This window comes from Wolbachia endosymbiont (group B) of Ablattaria laevigata (genome assembly GCF_964277395.1).
In the GTDB taxonomy this organism is placed as follows: domain Bacteria; phylum Pseudomonadota; class Alphaproteobacteria; order Rickettsiales; family Anaplasmataceae; genus Wolbachia.
Genome location: NZ_OZ195519.1, coordinates 965073 through 985670, shown reverse-complemented (window position 1 = coordinate 985670; position 20598 = coordinate 965073). Strand labels below are relative to the sequence as shown.

The 20598-nt window shown below is 34.7% G+C and carries 13 protein-coding genes and 1 pseudogene; 10 read left to right on the top strand and 4 right to left on the bottom strand.

The annotated features are described in order from the left end of the window. The first annotated feature begins 5 nt into the window (after positions 1-5). The 8 genes from ACICP1_RS04590 (at position 6) to ACICP1_RS04555 (ending at position 15355) form a co-directional block, all read left to right on the top strand. A complete protein-coding gene (locus ACICP1_RS04590; protein ID WP_010402460.1) occupies positions 6-2411 on the top strand; it encodes a VirB4 family type IV secretion/conjugal transfer ATPase in 2406 nt (801 codons plus the stop codon). After that, the gene (locus tag ACICP1_RS04585; protein WP_395461170.1) at positions 2404-5001 is read left to right on the top strand and encodes a type IV secretion system protein; all 2598 of its coding nucleotides are present in this window, start codon (positions 2404-2406) and stop codon (positions 4999-5001) included. Before ACICP1_RS04590 ends, ACICP1_RS04585 begins: the two co-directional genes overlap by 8 nt. Before the next feature lie 17 nt (positions 5002-5018). Continuing rightward, a complete protein-coding gene (locus ACICP1_RS04580) occupies positions 5019-7544 on the top strand; it encodes a type IV secretion system protein (RefSeq protein ID WP_395461169.1) in 2526 nt (841 codons plus the stop codon). Further along, a complete protein-coding gene (locus ACICP1_RS04575) occupies positions 7541-10528 on the top strand; it encodes a type IV secretion system protein (RefSeq protein WP_395461168.1) in 2988 nt (995 codons plus the stop codon). The genes ACICP1_RS04580 and ACICP1_RS04575 overlap by 4 nt, the downstream gene beginning before the upstream one ends. An 81-nt stretch (positions 10529-10609) precedes the next feature. Continuing rightward, positions 10610-13855, top strand: a complete 3246-nt coding sequence (locus ACICP1_RS04570) for a type IV secretion system protein (RefSeq protein WP_395461167.1) — start codon at positions 10610-10612, stop codon at positions 13853-13855. Beyond that, positions 13839-14468, top strand: a complete 630-nt coding sequence (locus ACICP1_RS04565) for a hypothetical protein (protein WP_395461166.1) — start codon at positions 13839-13841, stop codon at positions 14466-14468. The genes ACICP1_RS04570 and ACICP1_RS04565 overlap by 17 nt, the downstream gene beginning before the upstream one ends. A gap of 104 nt (positions 14469-14572) precedes the next feature. Further along, entirely contained in the window at positions 14573-15121 is a 549-nt protein-coding gene (gene rsmD, locus ACICP1_RS04560; RefSeq protein ID WP_007302024.1) for a 16S rRNA (guanine(966)-N(2))-methyltransferase RsmD, read from the top strand. Between the two features lie 87 nt (positions 15122-15208). Next, positions 15209-15355 (top strand): hypothetical protein, encoded by a 147-nt coding sequence (locus tag ACICP1_RS04555; RefSeq protein WP_164819305.1) that lies wholly within the window; start codon positions 15209-15211, stop codon positions 15353-15355. 553 nt (positions 15356-15908) lie between these two features. Here ACICP1_RS04555 and ACICP1_RS04550 read toward each other — a convergent pair. Next, complete coding sequence (locus ACICP1_RS04550) at positions 15909-16439, bottom strand: hypothetical protein (RefSeq protein WP_395461165.1); 531 nt, start codon at positions 16437-16439, stop codon at positions 15909-15911. Positions 16440-16574: 135 nt separating this feature from the next. On the opposite strand from ACICP1_RS04550, the gene ACICP1_RS04545 reads away from it, so the two are divergent. Both ACICP1_RS04545 and ACICP1_RS04540 read left to right on the top strand, forming a co-directional pair. Next, on the top strand, positions 16575-17183 hold the full coding sequence (locus ACICP1_RS04545; protein ID WP_264375731.1) for a superoxide dismutase: 609 nt from the start codon (positions 16575-16577) through the stop codon (positions 17181-17183). A gap of 1 nt (position 17184) precedes the next feature. Beyond that, entirely contained in the window at positions 17185-18459 is a 1275-nt protein-coding gene (locus ACICP1_RS04540; RefSeq protein WP_395461164.1) for a M16 family metallopeptidase, read from the top strand. Here ACICP1_RS04540 and ACICP1_RS04535 read toward each other — a convergent pair. The 3 genes and pseudogenes from ACICP1_RS04535 to nuoE form a co-directional block, all read right to left on the bottom strand. Continuing rightward, positions 18456-18773 (bottom strand): hypothetical protein, encoded by a 318-nt coding sequence (locus tag ACICP1_RS04535; protein WP_395461163.1) that lies wholly within the window; start codon positions 18771-18773, stop codon positions 18456-18458. The genes ACICP1_RS04540 and ACICP1_RS04535 overlap by 4 nt on opposite strands. 103 nt (positions 18774-18876) lie before the next feature. After that, a pseudogene (tgt, locus tag ACICP1_RS04530) lies at positions 18877-20087 on the bottom strand (tRNA guanosine(34) transglycosylase Tgt). Continuing rightward, positions 20088-20588 carry an NADH-quinone oxidoreductase subunit NuoE gene (gene nuoE / locus ACICP1_RS04525; RefSeq protein ID WP_010402402.1) on the bottom strand — a complete coding sequence of 167 codons (501 nt, stop codon included), beginning with the start codon at positions 20586-20588 and terminating at the stop codon, positions 20088-20090. Between the last annotated feature and the right edge of the window lie 10 nt (positions 20589-20598).

Genomic DNA, 20598 nt, shown 5'->3' with positions numbered 1-20598 from the left:
ATGCAATGTTGAGATTTAGAGCTATTCAATCAAAGAATAAATCTATTCTAAGTAGAGAGGTTCACGCTGCCGAATTTATACCTTATTCTTGCTATTGGAATAGTACAACCTTGATAACAAAGCAGAATTGGTTAGTTAAATTTATAAAATTAAATGGCTTTGCGTTTGAAACGGCCGATGATGAAGACTTGGTGATACAAAATAATATCAGAAATCAGATGCTAAGAAGCATTTCATCTCCAGCATTTAGTTTGTACTTTCATACCATCAGGCGTAAGAAGAATATCTTTTCTGATGAATTTGCAAACCAGAGTTTACCAAATTTTTTTGCTAACCATGTAAATCTAAAATGGAGAGAAAAACACGCAACTAGGCAATCTTTTATTAATGATTTATACATTACGATTATTCGTAGGGCAGATACAAAGGGAGTAGAATTTTTATCACATCTACTGAAAAAATTTGGGCATGTAACTTCAAAACATGCTTGGGAAAGTGATATGCGTGATACCTATGAAGATTTAGAGGAAACGACAAATCGTATAGTAACAAGCCTTAGGAATTATTCGCCTAAAGTCCTTGGAGTAAAAGAAACTCCAAATGGACTGTTTTGTGAAATAATGGAGTTTCTGTCTAGAATTGTAAATTGTGGCTTTGTTACAAATACGCTTTTTCCACTAAAAACTGAAATATCAAGATACTTACCAGTTCATAGGTTATTTTTTGGCCATAAGATGATACAGGTTGTGACTCATAATGAAAGTAAATATGCTGGAATAGTTAGTATCAAAGAATATGGAAATAATACTTCCGCAGGAATGCTTGATTCTTTTTTACAACTTCCTTATGAATTTATTATCACGCAGTCTTTTCAATTTACAAATAGGCAAATGGCAATTGCGAAAATGCAGATACAGCAAAATCGTATGATACAATCTGCAGATAAAGCTATTTCTCAAATAGCAGAAATTTCTCATGCGCTTGATGATGCAATGAGTGGTAAAATTGCGTTTGGTGAACACCATTTAACTATCTTATGTATAGAAAAAAGCCCTAAATCATTGGACAATGCTTTATCATTGGTTGAATCGGAGCTTTCTAATTGTGGTGTTTATCCTGTTCGTGAGAGGGTTAATCTAGAACCAGCATTTTGGGCGCAAATTCCTGGTAATTTTGATTATATAGTAAGAAAAGGTACAATAAGTAGTCTTAATTTGGCCGGTTTTGCATCTCAACATAATTACCCTACTGGTAAAAAATTCAATAACCACTGGGGAGATGCTGTTACAGTTTTTGATACAACATCTGGCACTCCATTTTTCTTCAACTTTCATATAAGGGATGTTGGACATACTATGATAATTGGGCCAACAGGTGCTGGCAAAACTGTTTTAATGAATTTTTTATGTGCTCAAGCAATGAAATTTTCTCCAAGAATATTCTTTTTTGATAAAGATCGCGGTGCAGAAATTTTTTTAAGAGCACTTGGTGGTATCTATACTATAATAGAACCAAGAACTAAGACAAATTTTAATCCTCTGCAACTTGACGATACTCCTGATAATAAAACATTTTTGATGGAATGGATAAAATCTTTAATTTTAGTGTACAACGATAAATTCACTTCAGAAGATATTGCTAGAATTAATGATGCAATTGAGGGAAATTTTAAATTAAAAAAAGAAGACAGATTTTTGAGAAATCTTGTACCATTTTTAGGACTTGCGGGTCCTGATACTCTAGCTGGAGCAATATCTATGTGGCATGATGATGGCTCTCATGCTGCAATATTTGACAATAAAGAAGATTTGCTAGATTTTTCAAAAGCAAGAGTGTTTGGCTTTGAAATGGCTAGCTTGCTAAAAGATCCTGTTGCTCTTGGGCCGGTCTTGATTTATTTGTTTCATAGGATTAGTATATCGCTTGATGGCACTCCATCTATTATTGTTCTTGATGAAGCATGGGCGTTAATAGATAATCCAGTTTTTGCACCTAAGATAAAAGACTGGTTGAAAGTGCTGAGAAAGTTAAATGCTTTTGTAGTTTTTGCTACTCAGAGTGTTGAAGATGCAAGTAAAAGTGCTATTAGTGATACGCTTGTACAGCAGACAGCAACACAAATTTTTTTGCCAAATCTGAAAGCTACTAGTGTCTATCGAGATGTTTTTATGTTAACTGAACGTGAGTACATACTGATCAAACACACAGATCCAAGTACTAGATTCTTTTTAGTAAAGCAGGGAGTTAATGCTGTAGTAGCTAGAATAGATCTGAAAGATTTGGATGATGTGGTCAACGTGTTATCTGGACGTGCGGAAAGTGTTCTATTGTTATATGATATACTGAAAGAAGTCGGAGATGATCCAAAGATGTGGTTGCCTGTGTTTTATCAAAAGGTGAAAAATGTTTAAAACTAAACTGTCATTACTGTTAGTTGCGATATTTTTGTTAAATATAGATTTTTTGCTCTCGTATCCAGTGTTTGCAGATACAGTAAGTGGTACTGACAAAACGGAATTTGTTAGCAGATTTAATTCTACTGGTAGCTTTAGCCGTGCCTCTAATCCTGACTGTAAGGCGTTTAAAACAGCTGCAGCAGTTGCTGGGATAGCAATTGCTATTGGTGCAATATTTACTGGTATTGTTTTGATTGTCTCTTCTGCTGGTTTATTTACTGCTCTTGTTATCGTTGGAATGATAGCTGCAATTGTTGGAGTCTGGAAAGCAATAGGGGGGCTTGTTGTTTGTGAACATAGTTTTGTTAAACACCCAGTTGCACGTGGTCATGATGGAACATACAAAAATTTTAAAGAAGACACAGGTTATAATGGCTGCACCAATAAAAATTACCAAACAGAAGATGAATATTTTTCTTGTTTGCAAGATAAAGCTCGGGAAAACGTGAACAAAAAAGACTATGACGGGAAAAGAGTAGAAAAAGAAGCCTTAAATTCTAACGTTCAGGAGAGTACAGAAAGTTATTACTGGCCAAAAAACGGTGTGCAATACAGTGAATATATAGAAATATGTCATCGAAATCCTTTAACTTTTGGTAATCTTTTTAACAAGAAAGACTTTGATTCCAGAGAAAAACCTGGATACATAGACTTTGATGTAAGGGAAAAAGATACTGGATATGTAGATGGGTCATGGTCCCCGACGGTCGATGGTGAGCTGAAATGTAAAGTTCTCAAAGCAGGACAGAGCGAACCCATACATGGATCAACATTTAAAGCAGTGAAAAAAATGGGCAGATTATGTGTGGAGTTAGCAAGTGTGAGAATGCTTGGTATCGAAATGACTCCTTGGCCGCAAGGGGTTGATATGGGGTGCACGGAATTGCCACCTGACCCACTTGCTCCTATGTGTGAAAAATCTGTGATGAAATTCAAAAATAAAGATGGTACGGGTGAATATAAGGTTGATCTTAGCGACCTTATAAATAAAGATAAAGATTATAGAACTATTATAAGGGAAAAGGAAAAAGAAGGAAAAACTTTTGTAGGTTATGACAATAAGAGTTGTTTTCAAGATTACGTTTCACAAGCCTGCTACAATCAGGCAGGAAGTAAATCATTAGCTCCTATTCCCATAACTTCCATGATAGTGCAATGCATTAAGGAATCGTTAGACAATTTAGTGGCAGGTATCGATTCAAGTGGTGAGCTACTGAAAGACAAGGATAGGAATAACAAAGGCAGTTTCTTGTCTGTGGCACAGAAAAAGCTAAAAAACACCGTAACTGCTGTCCTGGTTTTGGCTTTAATACTGTTCTCTATAAAAGCCATGTCTGGTGGAATGCGTAGTCCACAAGAAATGTATATATTGATCATTAAATTCGCTTTAGTGATTTACTTTACGACAGGTAGCACTATGTCTCATTATTACGGGGAATTAACAAAACTTTCGAACGGCTTATCAGAAATAGTGCTTAAAGCTTCATCTGAGAGTAAAAATATATGTAATTATGAGGCAGGTAAAGATTATGAATACGATCGTGCAGGGCAGAAGGTATCCTACAGTTATCTTGCACCTTGGGATAGGCTTGATTGCAGAATTTTATTTTATTTAGGTGCCCCTTTAGATGGAATTGGTGGCAAAATTGGTACTGGAGGTGTTGCAACGTTAGCGGTTTTGCTTGGCGCTGCTCCTGTCTTGTTAGTTGCAGGTTCGGTGATTGGTATTATTTTCGCTGGTGGACAAATTTTAGTAGCTCTTGTCTGTATATTTATGGCCATTTTGCTGATGATGGTTATTTTGTGGATGTGCTATGTATTTATCTTATCTTTAGTTGCGCTTAGTGTAATTATCATCTTATCGCCTTTATTCATTCCTATGGTTTTATTTCAACATACTAAGGGATATTTTGATGGTTGGCTAAAAGAGTTAATTACCTACAGTTTATACCCAGTTATCCTTTTTGCGTTTTTATCCTTTATGTTCATAGCATGTGATAAAATCTATTTTAAAAATTTAAATTTTAAACTGGACGAGTCATATAAAAATGAACAACCAGACAAGTCATATGAAAAGAAACAAGCAGAAATCTCATATAGTAAGAAAAAACAGTGGTTTAAATTGAAAGATGGGGAATGTGATAAAAATGAAACTACTCTCGCATGTATGATGCAAAATTATAGCTTTAAAAAGAGCAGCATACTTGGTCTATTCGACTTTACATACATGGAGTTTGGCAGCTCTCTAATCGGAGAATTATTAAAATTGTGTTTAGTATTATTCCTCTTTTACCACTTTTTAAACGTTCTTCCCGGCATGGCTGCTGAGCTTGCTGGTAATCACAGAGCAGCACTTGGTTCAGGTAGCACTCCTGCACAAATGGTGAATAAAGCTTTATCTGCTGCCAAAGCTGCTGCTGGAGGTGCTGGTCAAGTTGCTGCTGCGGCTGTAAATAAGGCAAGAGGGGCTATTGGAGGAGGTGGAGATGATAATAAGGGATCGGGATCTTCCTCTAGTGAATCTATAAAACCAGGTGGAGAGTGAGCGCAGGTGAGTAACAGATGTTTGAACATTTGAGCAACCAAAACTTAGTTAAGCTATGCATAAGTTTTGTGATACTCTTTTTATTATCTGGGTGCGGGTGTATTAAGCCAGAAGATTCATCAGGCTTGCGTGAGAAATTGGATATAGTGTCAACAGAGCAGAAATGGGTTGATTCTGGAGTCTATATTTCGAATAAAATAAAAGTAACAGAGATTAATATAATACCTGATAAGGTTAATTTTTGTTCGCAATATAAAGATTTTGTAATTGAACCTGGAGTAAGAAACGTTACATTACCGTTTGCGCTTAAAGCTGGCGATGCTATAAGCTTTAGTGTTGTTGGAAGTAAAATGTGTAGAAACGATAATGGCACGGTCACCTATAAAAAAATTGACGAGAGTTGCGGTGAAGGAGAGACGGAGTATTTTGCACATGTTTTAAATCAAGAGAATTGTCAAGGTGAAATATGCCCTAATAAATATATCATAGGTAACGCAAAATGGTTGAATGGAAAAGAATACTGGAATCCAAGTTTTGTAAAATCTGATCAAGATGAAAAGGAGATTGAAAATATCATTAATTCTATAAAACAAGGAGAAAATATAGATTGCAGGAGGCTTTCAAGCAGTCAGAAAGTTGAGATAGATACGTACCTTTTAAATCTTGCGTGTGAGAATACATGTTATTATCCCAGTCAAGATTGTGTGCAAATTGAATCTAATACTATAGATGGCAATAAACGTAATGTAGCTAAAAATCTTGCCAACGAACTAGCTGTTGGAAAAGTAAGTAAGGAAGAAGCTATCAAGAAGGCTGTAGATGGTATAATGGGAGTGTTAGATGATAGCAACATAGCTAAAGGACACAGCGATAGTTCAGATGGTGAAAAGGATAAAGTAAATACAGAAAAAAATACCAAGGGAGCTGTGGATGATATAAGAAAAAAGAAAATGAAGAGGATAAAGACTTACATTCCATCATTAAAGGTGTCGATAGGAGGAAAGGAAAGTTTTAAATATGTAAGGAGTGATGGTATACGAACTAACTTTGATCATAAGATCAAAGAAAACTATGATAAGGGTACAGAGTTAGTATTTACACTTAAAAATGCTAAAGAAAAGAATGCTGGTAAAGGGGGATATAATATAAGGGTCACAAAGAGCCATAGTCTAGCAAAAAACTTATATATACATGTTTCTGATAAGTTTCCTGAGCACAATCCTGGTGAAATTCTGGGGGATATACCTGTGGATATCAGTGAAGTTCATAATACTGAGTATATGGAAAGATTAAAAGAAAAGCTAAAAGACAAGAGTGGCACTATATATTACGGAATAAGAGATCATGGCTGTGATTATAAGAAAAATGAAGGTCAGTTTAGCATTAACCTTACAACTAAAGAGCCACCTGTAAGAACTTTTAGTGCGATATATAATTTTTTTGATGAAAAAGTAAAAACTGCATTTTTTGGCTCTAGCTACAAAGACACTAATGAGATTCACTCTGATACTAGCCCTGTAAAACTTCTTTATCAAGGTTTTGTGGCATCAAGAACAAAGACCATCAGATCTACAATAGTGTCGTTATTAGTGTTATATATAGTTTTGTACACACTTTACTACTTTTTTGGGTTGACTCATATTTCTATATATGAGTTTTTAATTATATGCGTAAAGATAGGAATCATTACCCAGCTATTGCAGAATAACAGCTGGAACTTTTTTTATAACAACGCATTTTCTATGTTTGTTAACACTCCAAAACAGTTAATAGAAATAGCAAATTTCAGAGGTACAACGTCAAATGTTTTTGAATTTCTTGATTTACCACTCAATAGGTTTTTATCAGCACACTCAGTGTTACTAATAGTATCTCTTATATTCTCTGGTCCTTTGGGTATTGTATCGTTTTGCTTGGTGATTTGGGGTTTGATAACAGTGAGCTTATCGATGTTTAACGCCTTATTTTCTTTTATCACGTCTATAGTAATAGTTGCATTGTTGCTTTCCTTGGCACCTATTTTTATTATTTGTCTTCTATTTGGATATACCAGACAGATGTTTCACAATTGGGTCAAAAATTTAGCAAGATTTGCAATTCATCCGGTAGTGCTTTTAATTTTTATATCATTAATAAGCCAGGTTATGGATTATATTGTGTATTCGGTCTTTAATTTTGAGGTCTGCCCTACATGTATACTTAATCTTAACTTAAAGATTTTTAATCCTTGTATTATTTATGGTTATGCTTCCAAACATGCACCTAATATCACCGCTATGATGGCTTTTGTGATTTTGGGACATGCTATGAAAGCTTTAGTTGAGGCATCTTCAACAATATCTGATTCGTTGTTTGGTGTTTATGTGGCAAGCGAACCAGGAAGGCAATATCAGCAAAGCTTAATGGGAACAGTAGGTTTAGATGAACAAAGTATCCAAAGAAGAGCAGGTCAGCAATCTGGTACACCAAGTCGAAGACCTCAAATACCACAATCAGCTCAAAGATCAGCACCTAAAATACCGACAAACACAGGAAATCAATGATGAGCAGAAAATCATTATTATTGATACTATGTCTTGTAATTACTGGCTGCACAATGGATTGTGTTGAACCTGGGCTGCAGAGCAGAAATACTAGTGTCAGTATAGATGTTCCAGTTCGTGAAGCTGGCGAAGGAGTTAAAATTCATTGGGTTGATTCTGGTCAAGTAATTAGCAAGGATGAGAAAATCAAATTTACTCTTGGTGGGTCAGTAAATTTTTGTCCTCTTAAAGAAGGGAAAAATCCAAAGAGAGTACTTGTGCCCGCTGTATTTTGTGCTAATGATTTAATACCAAATTACAGTAATAAGTTAATTGATAATGCTAGTCTTGATGAACGAGAAATATGTGGGGATATAGGCTTTGGAAATAATGAATTCTATAGCAATAGACGTTATGTAGATACTGGAATTAAAGCAAATCCTGGTGATAAGTTAAGCTTTAGCTTAGTTCCCAGAGAGATAACGATTAATTATGACAATCCGGAAGGGAAAGGTATCAGCTTTGATGACAATTGCTATAGAGCTGAAGAAAATGATAAAAAAGACAAAGCTACAATAAAAGACATGCTCAATGGAGGAACGTTCTTTTGTGGAGAAAGTGGTAAGAGGACTAAAGTAGAATTTCCTAAGATTAATAAAGAGAACATAGAAGAAAGAAGAGTGCTAGTTGGTAATGGCTACACTCCATATGATAATAAGGTACATTTTAATAAGGATTATATTCAAAATTCATGGATAAATGGTGCATTGTTAGATTTACGACGAACTAAAATAGGACTGGATAAATTATGTAATGGGAAAAAATGTGATTTTAATGAGATAAGCAAGTACAGCTCTTATGAGCTTAATTGTTACTATCAAAATATATGTTACAACGCAAAAGGTATAGGGGAGAATTGCGTCTCTTCTATAAGGTATGAGAAGTATGATAAAAGAAATACATGTGACATGTATTCTCACCTTAAACGTATTGAGGATGAACTAAAAGAGATTGAAGAAAATAAGAGGGATTCTAAGCAGATTGACATTAATTTAATATCAAATTCTAAATTAAACTTCAAAGAGGACAGAGAAGATATTTCTTGGGCTGAGGCTCTTGTTGCAAAAGTTGGCGATCTTAATAATCAGAATACTGCTAAAGGTATTCAATGTTTTCCAGAGAGAAAGGGTGCAAAAGGGGATAATGTGTGTTCGCAAATTGGTGATAATTTTGAACATTTTTCTTTGAAATTAAATCATGATTATAAAATAGATGAAAAAGATATAATACCTGGTAGTAGTGTGATGCTTGCTATAGCAAGCAATGGCAATTACTCTCTTCATAGAGGTGGATATCATGTTGCAGTGACTAGATCATGTAACTTCGATAGTGGTGAAAAACTGTATATGTACTTGGGTGATAGCCTGCCAGAAGATCCATCTGCTCGAAAGACTAATAATTTCAAAAAAGTAAAGAAATTAGATAAAATAACAGAGGATAATGTAGACTATTACATAATAGATGGAAGTCATTTAAAGGATAAAGAGTCTAAAAAGATATACTTTGGTATTAATGTAGAGAACGTAAAGAAAGATGATATTACGGACAAAGAAGGCAAATATTATGAAGATAACAAATACACAGTAAATTTATTTTTAAAAAGAAAAATAAACGATTTTATTTCATCAACTATAAGAAATATCTTTTGTATTGCAACAGGAAGAGAATGCCCCTCATGTGATACAACAGCAAGAGAAAAATGCTCCTCATGTACTGAGACAGCAGGAAAAAAATGCGAAACAGGAATTGTAGGTAGTGTTGAAGATTTATACAAAGGATATGCAAGAGGCCTTCTACAAGGAGTAAGAGCTTTGCTTATTCTATACGTTATATTTACTGTTGTTGGCTATATGCTTGGAACAATACAATTAAGTAAATTCGATTTTATTATAAGAATATTCAAAATAGCATTTATAGCTTTTGCTTTTAGTGATAGAAGTTGGGAATTCTTTGGTACAACTTTGTCTGGGCTTTTTGTTGATGGTAGCATTTATTTAGTTGATAGTTTTTCTGGCTATATAGGAGAAGGAGGTAAAAAATTTGCATTCTTAGATTTAACAGCGGGAGTATTATTTACAGGAGAAACATGGCTGAAATTTTTGTCTTTAATGCTATCAGGACCTTTTGGCTTTATTGCATTTTTGGCAATACTTTATGCTACTTTTGTGTTTTTAAGATGCATTATTAGTGCTACGTTTAAGTATGTAATATCTACTGTTTTAGTGGCATTTTTATTGTCATTAGCACCTTTATTTATCGTATTTATTCTATTTCAACAAACTAAAACATTATTTGATAATTGGATAAAAACGCTGGCTCATGTTTCATTGCAACCAGTCATTTTATTTTCATCCTTGTCTCTTTTAAACCAGTTAATGTATTCAGTTCTATACAACCTCACAAATTTTTCTGCATGCTATCAATGCTTAATTAGTGTAAATTTTTTATCGTATGATCTGTGTCTTATGAAATCAATATTACCTCTTGGGTATAGTCCTGGTACTAGTGTTGATGTTGCGTTCAGTACTGGAGAAAGGGCTGGTGGGCACTTTGCAGCATTACCTATAGATCTAATCCAGGCATTTATATATCTCATCATTGCTAGTGCAATGGAAGCTTTTGTTTCTATATCAGAAACTATGGCGCAGGCGTTGTTCAGCTCTGGTTATGGAGTTGCTCAAAGTGTTAGTCATATTTCTAGGAGCGCATCACAAGCTATGCTGTCAACTGTTGGCCTTGATGATAGAACCCAAAATATGATACATAACATCAAGCAGGGAATGAGTAAAGATCGTAGCAAAATTGAAGCTAAATTGCCTGATACACCAAAGCAAGCAGATGGGAAAGGGAGTGCTGGCAGAGAAATGAGCAAATCTGAAACACTAAGCCAGCCAGATAAGCAAAAGGATTCTGATAAAACAAAAGGACAAGTCAAGGAAGATTGATGAGATATATGGAGTAACTAATTAAAAAGATATTTGAAGTAAGGTTTTAGAAATTTATTCTGTATTGGAAAAAGTTTAGGTATGCAATCACGCTTAGGCAAATGTTGGTTTAGGTTATTAATTTTGGTAATCTGTGTTCTGGTTACAGGTTGTAGTAAGAATGATATGCCTTTTCCAAGATGTATATCTGCTGATTATTTTGGTCCTGAACCCATTGCAATTGGTGCTCATTTTTCAAGAGATCATGATGCTTTTGTTCCAGAAGATAGAGAAATTATTGATCCTAATACTGGAGAAATTAATTATGGTTTTCACTCTAATCAAGTGGTGAAGTGGAAAGATACTGGATTTGAAACCAATGGAGATAGTTTAGTAGTACGAGTAAATGGTGCATGGACATCTTGGAGCAATAGTAATAAGAAGAAATCTCAAAGTAGTTATAGTTTTGAAAGTTTGGAGCAGTTAAAATATGCAACCAAATTTGAAAGAGGGGAAGGTGACAACAGTCTGCCTGACTTTCACTTAGTTTGTAATGATTATAAATCTAGCATACAAAAATTTTCAAGTAAGCCTAAAGCAAGTTGCACTGTAAAGTGCAAGTGCATTAATGAAGATGATAGCGCAAATACAGTATCACGTGGTGCTCCATGTTGGTTTACCAACGGTCATGGTGCTTATCTTTTGTTTAAAACGGGGAAAGGTGATCCTAACGAAAATCTAAAGTTAATGCGCGATCCTCAATATCCTACTGTACATCTAGGTTACAACTCCATGGCAGAAAATGGGAGCGGTCTTTTTACTTTAGACAGAGATAACACCATATTACAGGACAGGAATTGTAATACGGTGAGGTTAGAAAAAGGATGGAAAATATATGTAAAGATATTAGATAGATATTATCTAGATAATGCAGGTGGCTACTCTTTTGAATTTTTGAGCGGAGTGCAGAAACCAAGTAACTTTGGATTTTTTGATTACGTTTATAACTATCTAAAATGTGTATTATTGATTAACGAAAATTGTAAAAAGCATTTTGATAGCAATGATCCTGCAGCTGCACAAGCGATATTTCAAAATATAGCTGAAAAAAGTACGAGCTTTCACAATTTTGTTCTTTCCTTGCTTGTTCTATTTATAGTGATTTCATCGCTTCTTTATCTTTTTGGAATGATAAGAGAAACTAAGCATGATATGCTCATCAGAATGATGAAAATCACTCTAGTAATAGTGCTTATATCTCCTGGAAGTTTTAGATTTTTCTATGATCATTTTCTTGTTTTATTTGTTAAAGGTCTTGAACAATTGATAAGCATAATTACTAATTTTGCTCCCAACATGAACACCGGAGGTAATTCAAACGTTGCTCAAGGAAATGAAGCTAAATTGTTTAGCTTCATGGAGGATATGTTTAATAAGTTTTTTGCTTACTCTGTTTGGAAAAAGTTTGCAGCATTTTTACATTATCAAATGTGGGCAAGTCTCCTTATGATACCGGCAATTTTTATAGGGATTGTCTTATATTTCCTGCTGTGTATGTATGCTTACATAATATTCCTTTCTGGTTTTATGGGTATAGCTTTTCTTGTAGCTATAATGCCGCTATTCCTAATCTCTATTTTATTTTCACCACTGAAAAGTCTATTTGAGGGTTGGATAAAATTCTGTATTAGTTTCTGTTTGCAATCAATTATGATATTTACCCTGCTGTCATTACTTGCTGCGATGATAATGAATACCTTTTATAAACAGTTAGGCTTTACTGTGTGCTATAATAAATGGCTTGAAATAAAGTTATGTGCTCCAAAATGGGTATTTGGTGGTTTTTGTATAATTGATAAAGAATACTTTAGCTGGACTCCAGGGCAAATTTTTGTACCTTATGCTATTGGAGAGGCTTCTCCATTGAACGTAGATAAGAATATAGAAGGTATAGAAAAACTAAGCAGAATAGGTGGTACAGTAAAGTTTACTGGTGGCGCTGGATATATCCCTCTTCCACCAGATTACATTAATAAAGGTTTTCGTTATATAGATTATCCTTTCTTTAATCCAATTCCTGGAACTAAAGATAATCCAGCAGACCACTATATTGCGGAAAGTGATATGATAGTTAGTAATGGCTGTAGTGCAAAAGATCTAGTACGCTTAACAAATAGTTTATCTCATGCATCAGAGAGGGCTGACATTATATTACTGATCAACAATATAGAGAAAAGGATAGGTGATGTTAGTGAAATAATAAAACGCTACTGTCAAGATATAAATAAATGCAATAGTTATAGGGAAATAATTAATGAAATAAGATCTTTAGTGCGGAGTGCGATAAAAAAACAAGGTTGTAGAATACTGAAACTTCATGATTTATATAAGGATCCCAACAGTGAATACTGTCAGAAATGTAAAGATTGTGAGGATTGCAAAAATTATAAAGAAAATAGTGATTACCAAAGGGTGCAAGACATACAGAGAGGTTATTTAATCAACGCAGGAGAGATCTTTGTATTGTTCTTGCTTTCGTTTTTGATGTTTTCTTTGAAGGAGTTTGTACAACAGATGGGCTCAAGCATTGCCGGTGGTGGGTTTGGTGTTTACAATATATCTAGTATGTATCAAGCATCACCTGTGACTGGTTTAATGCAGGGATTAAAACAACAGATGCAAGATAAAATTGGTGGAGGGCTAGAGTCTTTAGGTAATTGGGCTACTCATGTACCGGACAGATTAGCTGGAGGTACAGCTAATTTGCTAGGTAGAATACCAGGAGTTGGGGGTGTGATGAAATATTCTATTAATGTGCCACGTAAGCTTGTAGGTGCTACTATTGAAGCAACAAAATTTGCAACATCACCTAAAAATGATGTTGATAAGCTTGAGGAAAAAATCTACAGGGCGTTTGGAATTGATAAAGAAGATATTGCACATAGAAGAATTGATAAATATTTAGAATATTATAAAGGATATGTAGGATCACATTTGGGCTATACAATAGAAGATGCTATGAAGTTTACTTGGGAACATGGTCTCGACTCTATAGGAATTAACCCTGCTACAGGAGAAAAGGATGGTTACCAGCATAATCTACTCTATAGAGCAAAAACATATAGACGGGAATTTCTTGAGAAGCTTCATGACTACACTATTGGCCGCAAGAGAGAACCAGAAGAAGATGAATCATCAAAAGAAAATAAGCCTAATCAATCAAATCGAAAATTAGGTACGGAACCAGAAACCCTAAAAAACACTACAGAAGCTATACGTGCCGGAGAAGATAGAGAGCGTCAAGATAATGAAAGGAATGAGAACATAGAGAATGATGAAGAATCGTAATTTCAAAGGGCTAAGTTATTATGGTCTTCAGCAAGACGAAGATGGTAATATCAAGTTAAACGATTACAATGATGTTTTAAATGCGCGCAGAGCGAGGGTAGATTTGTTACTAGATAGCACTAAGCAAGGTGATGTTAGTCTTTCAAAGCTAAATAAAGCTCTGAATGAGAGACTTATAGATGATAAAGGGCTATCGTCAGAATTTGACAAAGAAGACAAAGAAATTGCACAGAAGGAGCTTAAGATGTTCTCTATTTTAGACGATCTTGATAATCTTGCAAACATTGAAAGTGAAGATCTATTAGAGGTTAGTTTGTTACTATCAGATCTTAGTTTTATAGAGAGAAATATTGTGTTGAATGCCCATAAGAGTTCTGATCTAATAGGGTTCAAAAGTCTATTTATAGAAAAAAAAGCATCTGGTGAGGAATATAGTGATGAAGAGTGTCACAATTTCCTCGATAGTATAGAGAAAATCAATACTTTAATTAAGTTAGAGTTAGAAAGTAGAATTGAAGGGATGGGTCATGATGAAAAAAACAACCATGATGATTTACAAGACGAGATTGGTCGTGCAATCAGTATAGAAAATAAATCAAAGAAAAGCGATTGATCTTGCGTTCCTCCACAAGCAACCTTCTTTCTATTAGACTGCTGAAGCTATGTTGACATTAAATGTGTGTTATAAATAATTAGTTAACTTCGAACTTGTTTTATATGTTACGTGTTATTGCGGGTAAATATCGTGGAAGAAAAATAACTACAGGCAAGAATTTAGCTGCACGGCCCACTATGAGTAGTGTCCGAGAAGCAATATTTAGTATACTTTCTTCAAGAAAACCTATTTATAACCTAAATGTACTTGATTTATTCTGCGGAAGTGGCTCTTTTTCATTTGAAGCACTTTCTCGAGGTGCTAAACATGCATTCATGGTAGATTCAGATTATTACAATTTGCAACTGCCTAAAAAAACAGCAGAAGATTTTGGAATTACGAACGATATCACGTTAATTTGTTGCAATGCTAACGGATTACCAAGACCTATTTCAAAGTGCGATATAGTTTTTATGGACCCACCTTATAATATCAATCTGGTTAACTCAACTTTAGACGAGTTAGCTCACTCAGGCTGGTTAAATGATAATGCGTTAATAATTCTAGAAATGAGGAAAAATGAAGGTTTTGAGTGCAATAAAAACTTCAATATAATTGTGGAGCGTACCTACGGTATTGCAAAAATAATTTTTCTTTCTTCACTCACTTGAATTTCTTTTGTAAACATCTATAGCTAAGCTAAGTAAGATTTTTCCGAGGACTGAAAGAAAAAATCAATTCGTTTTGTTGGGAATAGGGTGTGTAACAGCAAATCAATACGAGTTGATATACTAGAAGAAGCAGTATGGAAAGAAATGAAGATGGTACTCAAAGAACCAGAGGCAATGACTAAGGAATATCAGCTCAGACTCGTAAAACATGAAAGTACGCAAGCAAAGGATTAACTTGAAAAGCGTGCAAGTAAAATAGAACAAGGTATAGAAAAATTAGCTTATGTATATGCAAGGGGTCATATAACGAAGGAAAAGTATGACTTAGAAGTTGAGAGCATGGAAAAGGAGTTAAAGGAATCAGAGATCAAAGGGAAGAAGCTATCGATGAAAAGAGTCTACAGAGAGAATTAGATTTTATCACAAACAGTGTAGAAAGTTTTTCCTCTGAGAGAGCTTAATCAAGCAGACTATGAAACTAAACTTGATATAATAAGAAAGTTAGTTCAACGCATTGAAATTGACGATGATAACGTACATATAGTGTTTCGATTGAAAGAACTTGCTCGAAAGGGAGTGTTAAATAAACTGTGTCAAACCGAGAAGTAAAGTAATAAATTGATAAAATGGAGGTTTGACACAGTTTATTTAACACTCCCCAACATTCTATCGGGATGCCAGTGTCAGCTACTTGCATGACATCCTCTTGCTTCTATAGGTGTCTTTATCTCGTCTACTTTATTTTGCCACACAGATACAATGGTTTCACATGCACTTGGTAGGCTATCTATTTTGACAAAGAAGGACTACCAACACCTTCAGCGTTTGCATCACTAAACTTACTTGCTACTTTATCAATAGTCCAAACGAGTGGCGTAACAACGAGCGCAGCAGCCCAAATAACAGCACTAACAACATAACTCAAAACTGTGTTAACAAATTTAGATAATGCCCTACTATGGTCCCATGTCTTACGTGACAACATGGATGAATAATCTATGAACGATTTTGTGTTACGCTTAAGATCAAAACTATCTACTACTTTCGCTAATCCTTTTGCCGGCCAGTATGACAAATACGCCAATGCTAGATATAAAGGTTGCAGAATTACACTAGCTAACGCAAAAGTAGTAGTCTGAATCATAGAAGGATTTTGGTAACTACCAAGAGCTACATTTTTCACTGGCCCAACAACACTGTTGATAAGGTAAACGGATTTATAGAAACTATTTTGTGGAATTTTGTTACATCCAACACTTTTGGTAGGAACATCTCCAAACTTAGCATATTTCTTAAAATTATCATATAAATTTAACATATTACCCCTCTAAAATAAAAACATAATTATCTTACTAATATCGCTTGTTTTAGAATAAATGCAATCACTACCTAACTAAATTATCTGTTGCGCAAAAGCACATATTACCATACCATCGAAAATAAAGAGGTCAGCATGAGTTTTACTTTACCTGAGCTGCCATATGATAAAGCAGCTTTAGAACCTTACATATCTGCAAATACATTGAATTTTCATTATGATAAGCACCATAAGGGATATTTAAATAAACTCAACGAACTGGTTGAAAACACAGATTATCAACATATGGAAATTGAGGAATTAGTAACGAAAGTTCATGGAAATAATAATACAGTTCCTATTTTTAACAATGCAGCACAAGTTTGGAATCACACTTTTTATTGGAATTCAATGAAAAAAAATGGTGGTGGTGAGCCTAAAGATGATGGTCTTCTAGCAAAAAAAATTCAAGATGATATTGGTGGCTTTGACAAATTTTGTGAAGAATTTTCAAATTATGGAGTAAGCCAATTTGGCAGTGGATGGGTGTGGTTAGTGCTTGAAAAAGGAAAACTCAAAATCACTAAAACTCCAAATGCGGATCTACCGCTAATTTATGGCCAAGTGCCACTACTTACTATGGATGTATGGGAGCATGCATACTATTTGGATTGCCAAAATCGCAGAATTGACTACATAAAAGTTTTTCTTGATCATTTGATCAATTGGGATTTTGTAGAAGAGAATTTAAAGAAGAATATATAAGATGAATATACCACAAGTAACAAAACTAGATAATGGTCTGCGCATAATAACTGAGCGAGTGCATGAAGTTGATTCCGTAGCTTTAAATATACGAGTTGGTGTTGGCAGTAGAGCTGAAAGTGCAAGTCAAAATGGAATATCTCATTTCCTAGAGCACATGGCTTTCAAAGGAACAAAGACAAGAACTGCTTTTGAAATTGCAAAAGCTTTTGACGACATAGGTGGAGCCTTCAATGCCTGCACCGGTAGAGAAAGCACCAGTTATTATGCAAAGGTTCTTAAAAAAGATATAAAAACTGGCATTGATATATTAATAGATATATTAATGAATTCTACATTTCCAGAGGATGAATTGGAACGCGAAAAGGGTGTTGTAATACAAGAGATTTTTCAAACTAATGATTCACCGAGCGATATCATTTTTGATAAGTATTTTGAAGCAGCTTATAAAGATCAACCATTTGGTAGGTCAATCTTGGGTACGCAAGATACTGTCAAATCTTTTACTCGAGCTAATCTAGATAACTACATAAATGAGCATTACTTTGGCGAGAACATTATATTTGCTGTTGCAGGAAATGTTGAACATGAGGAGGTTGTTCAATTAATCAAAGACTTTCTCTCAAAGATTCATTCAAAAGAGCTGAAAAAAAGCGAGAATGCAAGTTATACCGGTGGTGAGTATTTAGAACATCGTAAATTAGATCAAGTACATTTATTAATTGGTCTACCTAGTGTTTCTCGTGATGATAATAGATATCACACATTCAAAGTTCTTGATGCCATACTGGGAAGTGGCATGTCATCACGCCTGTTTCAGGAAGTAAGAGAAAAGCAGGGGCTTGCTTATTCCATTTACTCATTCAACTCTAGCTATGCTGATACAGGAATGCTTTCGATTTTTGCTGGTACAGATAGCAGTAATCTAGATAAGCTTTTGAAAGCTATAACGACAGAGCTAAAGAAATTGTCTACAGATGATTTAAAGGAAGAAGAAGTAAATAGAGTAAAAGAACGAGTAAAATCTCAAATTTTAATGTCACGCGAAAGTGTTAGCTCGCGTGCTGAAACATTAGGACACTACTACGGTAACTATAATAAATACATCAGTAAAAATGAATTAATAGAAAAAATTAGTGCTGTTACTATTTACGATATAAAAAAAGCAGCAGAAGAATTGCTATCTCAGCATGAAAGAATTACTTTAGCTGCGATTGGAGAAATTAAGTCACTGCCAAGTTACGATAAAGTGGTTTCTATGCTTAGTGTACTTTAATTATGTTGCTTATGCTCACTAAAAAGTTCAATGAATGGTTGCAAAATCCTTTCTATAAAAAGTTTGCTTTCTGGTTCATCGCATATACCACTAATCATTTTATTGAAAGTTTTTTCGCTGTTTTGTAAAAATAAATAGCTTTCTACTGATTGCACAATAGACAAGGCAGTTAAAATTCCTCCTGTCACTAAACAAGAAGCTATAGCAGGTACAGTACCCACTGCAATTCCAGTTGCGATCAATGATAAACCAGCTAATAGTGTAAAGGCTGAAACGCAAAACGCTATTTGATGTTTTTCTTTATTTTTAACCATAAATGCCTCACAAAATTATATTTCTAGTATACCCGTATATATACGGTACTGTCAAGTTTTTAAAGAAGATTAAAAAATGCAACGCACATGTGCAAAATATGAACTAGGTATATAATTCACAATGCAGCGGTATTTCACTAATCCAATTATTTTTTCCTGATCTAGCCTATCATTCAATATTGCTTGTCTTATTGATTCCATCAACTTATTCATGAAGAAAACATTGTGAATGGTAACGAGTGTATAAGCCAGCAACTCTTTAGCTTTCAGTAGATGGTGTATATAAGCTCTTGAATGTTTTCTGCAAGTAAAGCACAAACAGTCATTTTCAATTGGGTTATCATCTAGTTCGAATCGTTGATTTCGCAAATTAATATGCTCTTTGCACTTTGAAGAAATAGAATCTCTATTTTTTACTTTAACAAGCGCGCCACCATGTCTTGCGAGGCGAGTTGGATGCACGCAATCAAATGTATCAACTCCAAGCTCTACTCCACGAAAAATGTCTACAATTCCACCAATACCAAGCAAATGAGTAGGCCTATCTTTTTTTAAATGTTCTATAGTAAAGGAAACTACATCATACATCTGCTCTTTACTTTGACCAAGTGATCCACCTATTGCTTGACCAAAAAATGGCAAATCGTTGATAAAATCACAACTTTCTCTACGCAAATCTTGGTACACTCCGCCTTGACTAATTCCATAAAGCACCTGTTTGCCATTATTATTTTTTTCAAATTCATTTAAAGAACGTTCAGCCCATCTATGGCTCATGAGCATCGATTTCCTTGTGTACTCCTTGCTGACGTGAAATGGAGTACATTCATCTAAAACTAAGATTAAATCTGCACCTAATTTTTGTTGAATTTGTATCGACTTTTCAGGAGTTAGACAATAAGTTTTACCATTTATGTAAGAACGAAAAATTGCCCCATCTTCGTTAATTTTGATCAGAGTTTTTTGCTTCTGTCTTATTCCCTTTATCTCTTCTGAAACTGATCCGTGTCCTAAACTAAATATCTGGTATCCACCAGAATCAGTGAGCATTGGCCCACTCCATCCCATCATCTTGTGCAAGCCACCAAGCTTTGCCACAGTATCCTCTCCCGGTTGGAGCATTAGGTGATAGGTGTTGGAAAGTATTATCTGAGTACCTGCTTCTCTGATTCTCTCGATATCTGCAGCTTTAATAGCAGCTTTGGTTGCACAAAATATAAATGCTGGTGTTTCTATACTTCCATTTGGAGTTTTGATCGTTCCAACTCTTGCAGAACCTGATTGCTTGGTTATCCTAAACGAGAACTTTTCCATCTATTTACTTGAAAGTTCTGCTATGATATTTTCCACTTTTTCAGGAGTGAGGTTTTCATAAAAATCGTTATTGATCTGTACAACAGGGGCATTAACACATGCACCAAGACATTCAACTTCCTTTAAAGTAAATAGATTATCTTTAGTGGTTTCACCGATATTGATTCCAAGCTTCTTTTTAAAGGTACTTAAAACTTCCTCGCTATTGCATAACCAGCAAGGAGTTGTTCTACAAACTTGTATTAGATATTTACCTACTGGCTTTAAATTATACATGGTATAAAAATTTGCCACTTCATACACGCGAATATGTGGAATATGAAGCATGTCAGCAACGTAGCGCATGGCAGATTCAGGAACCCATCCGCATTGTTCTTGTACTAGATACAGTAAAGGCATAACAGCGCTTCCTTCTCTACCTTTAGGATACATCTCTATAGACTTTTTTGCTTTGCTAAGATTGTCTGGTGTAAAACTAAACTGCTCTTCTTTCTCTTTCATCTAATAAGGT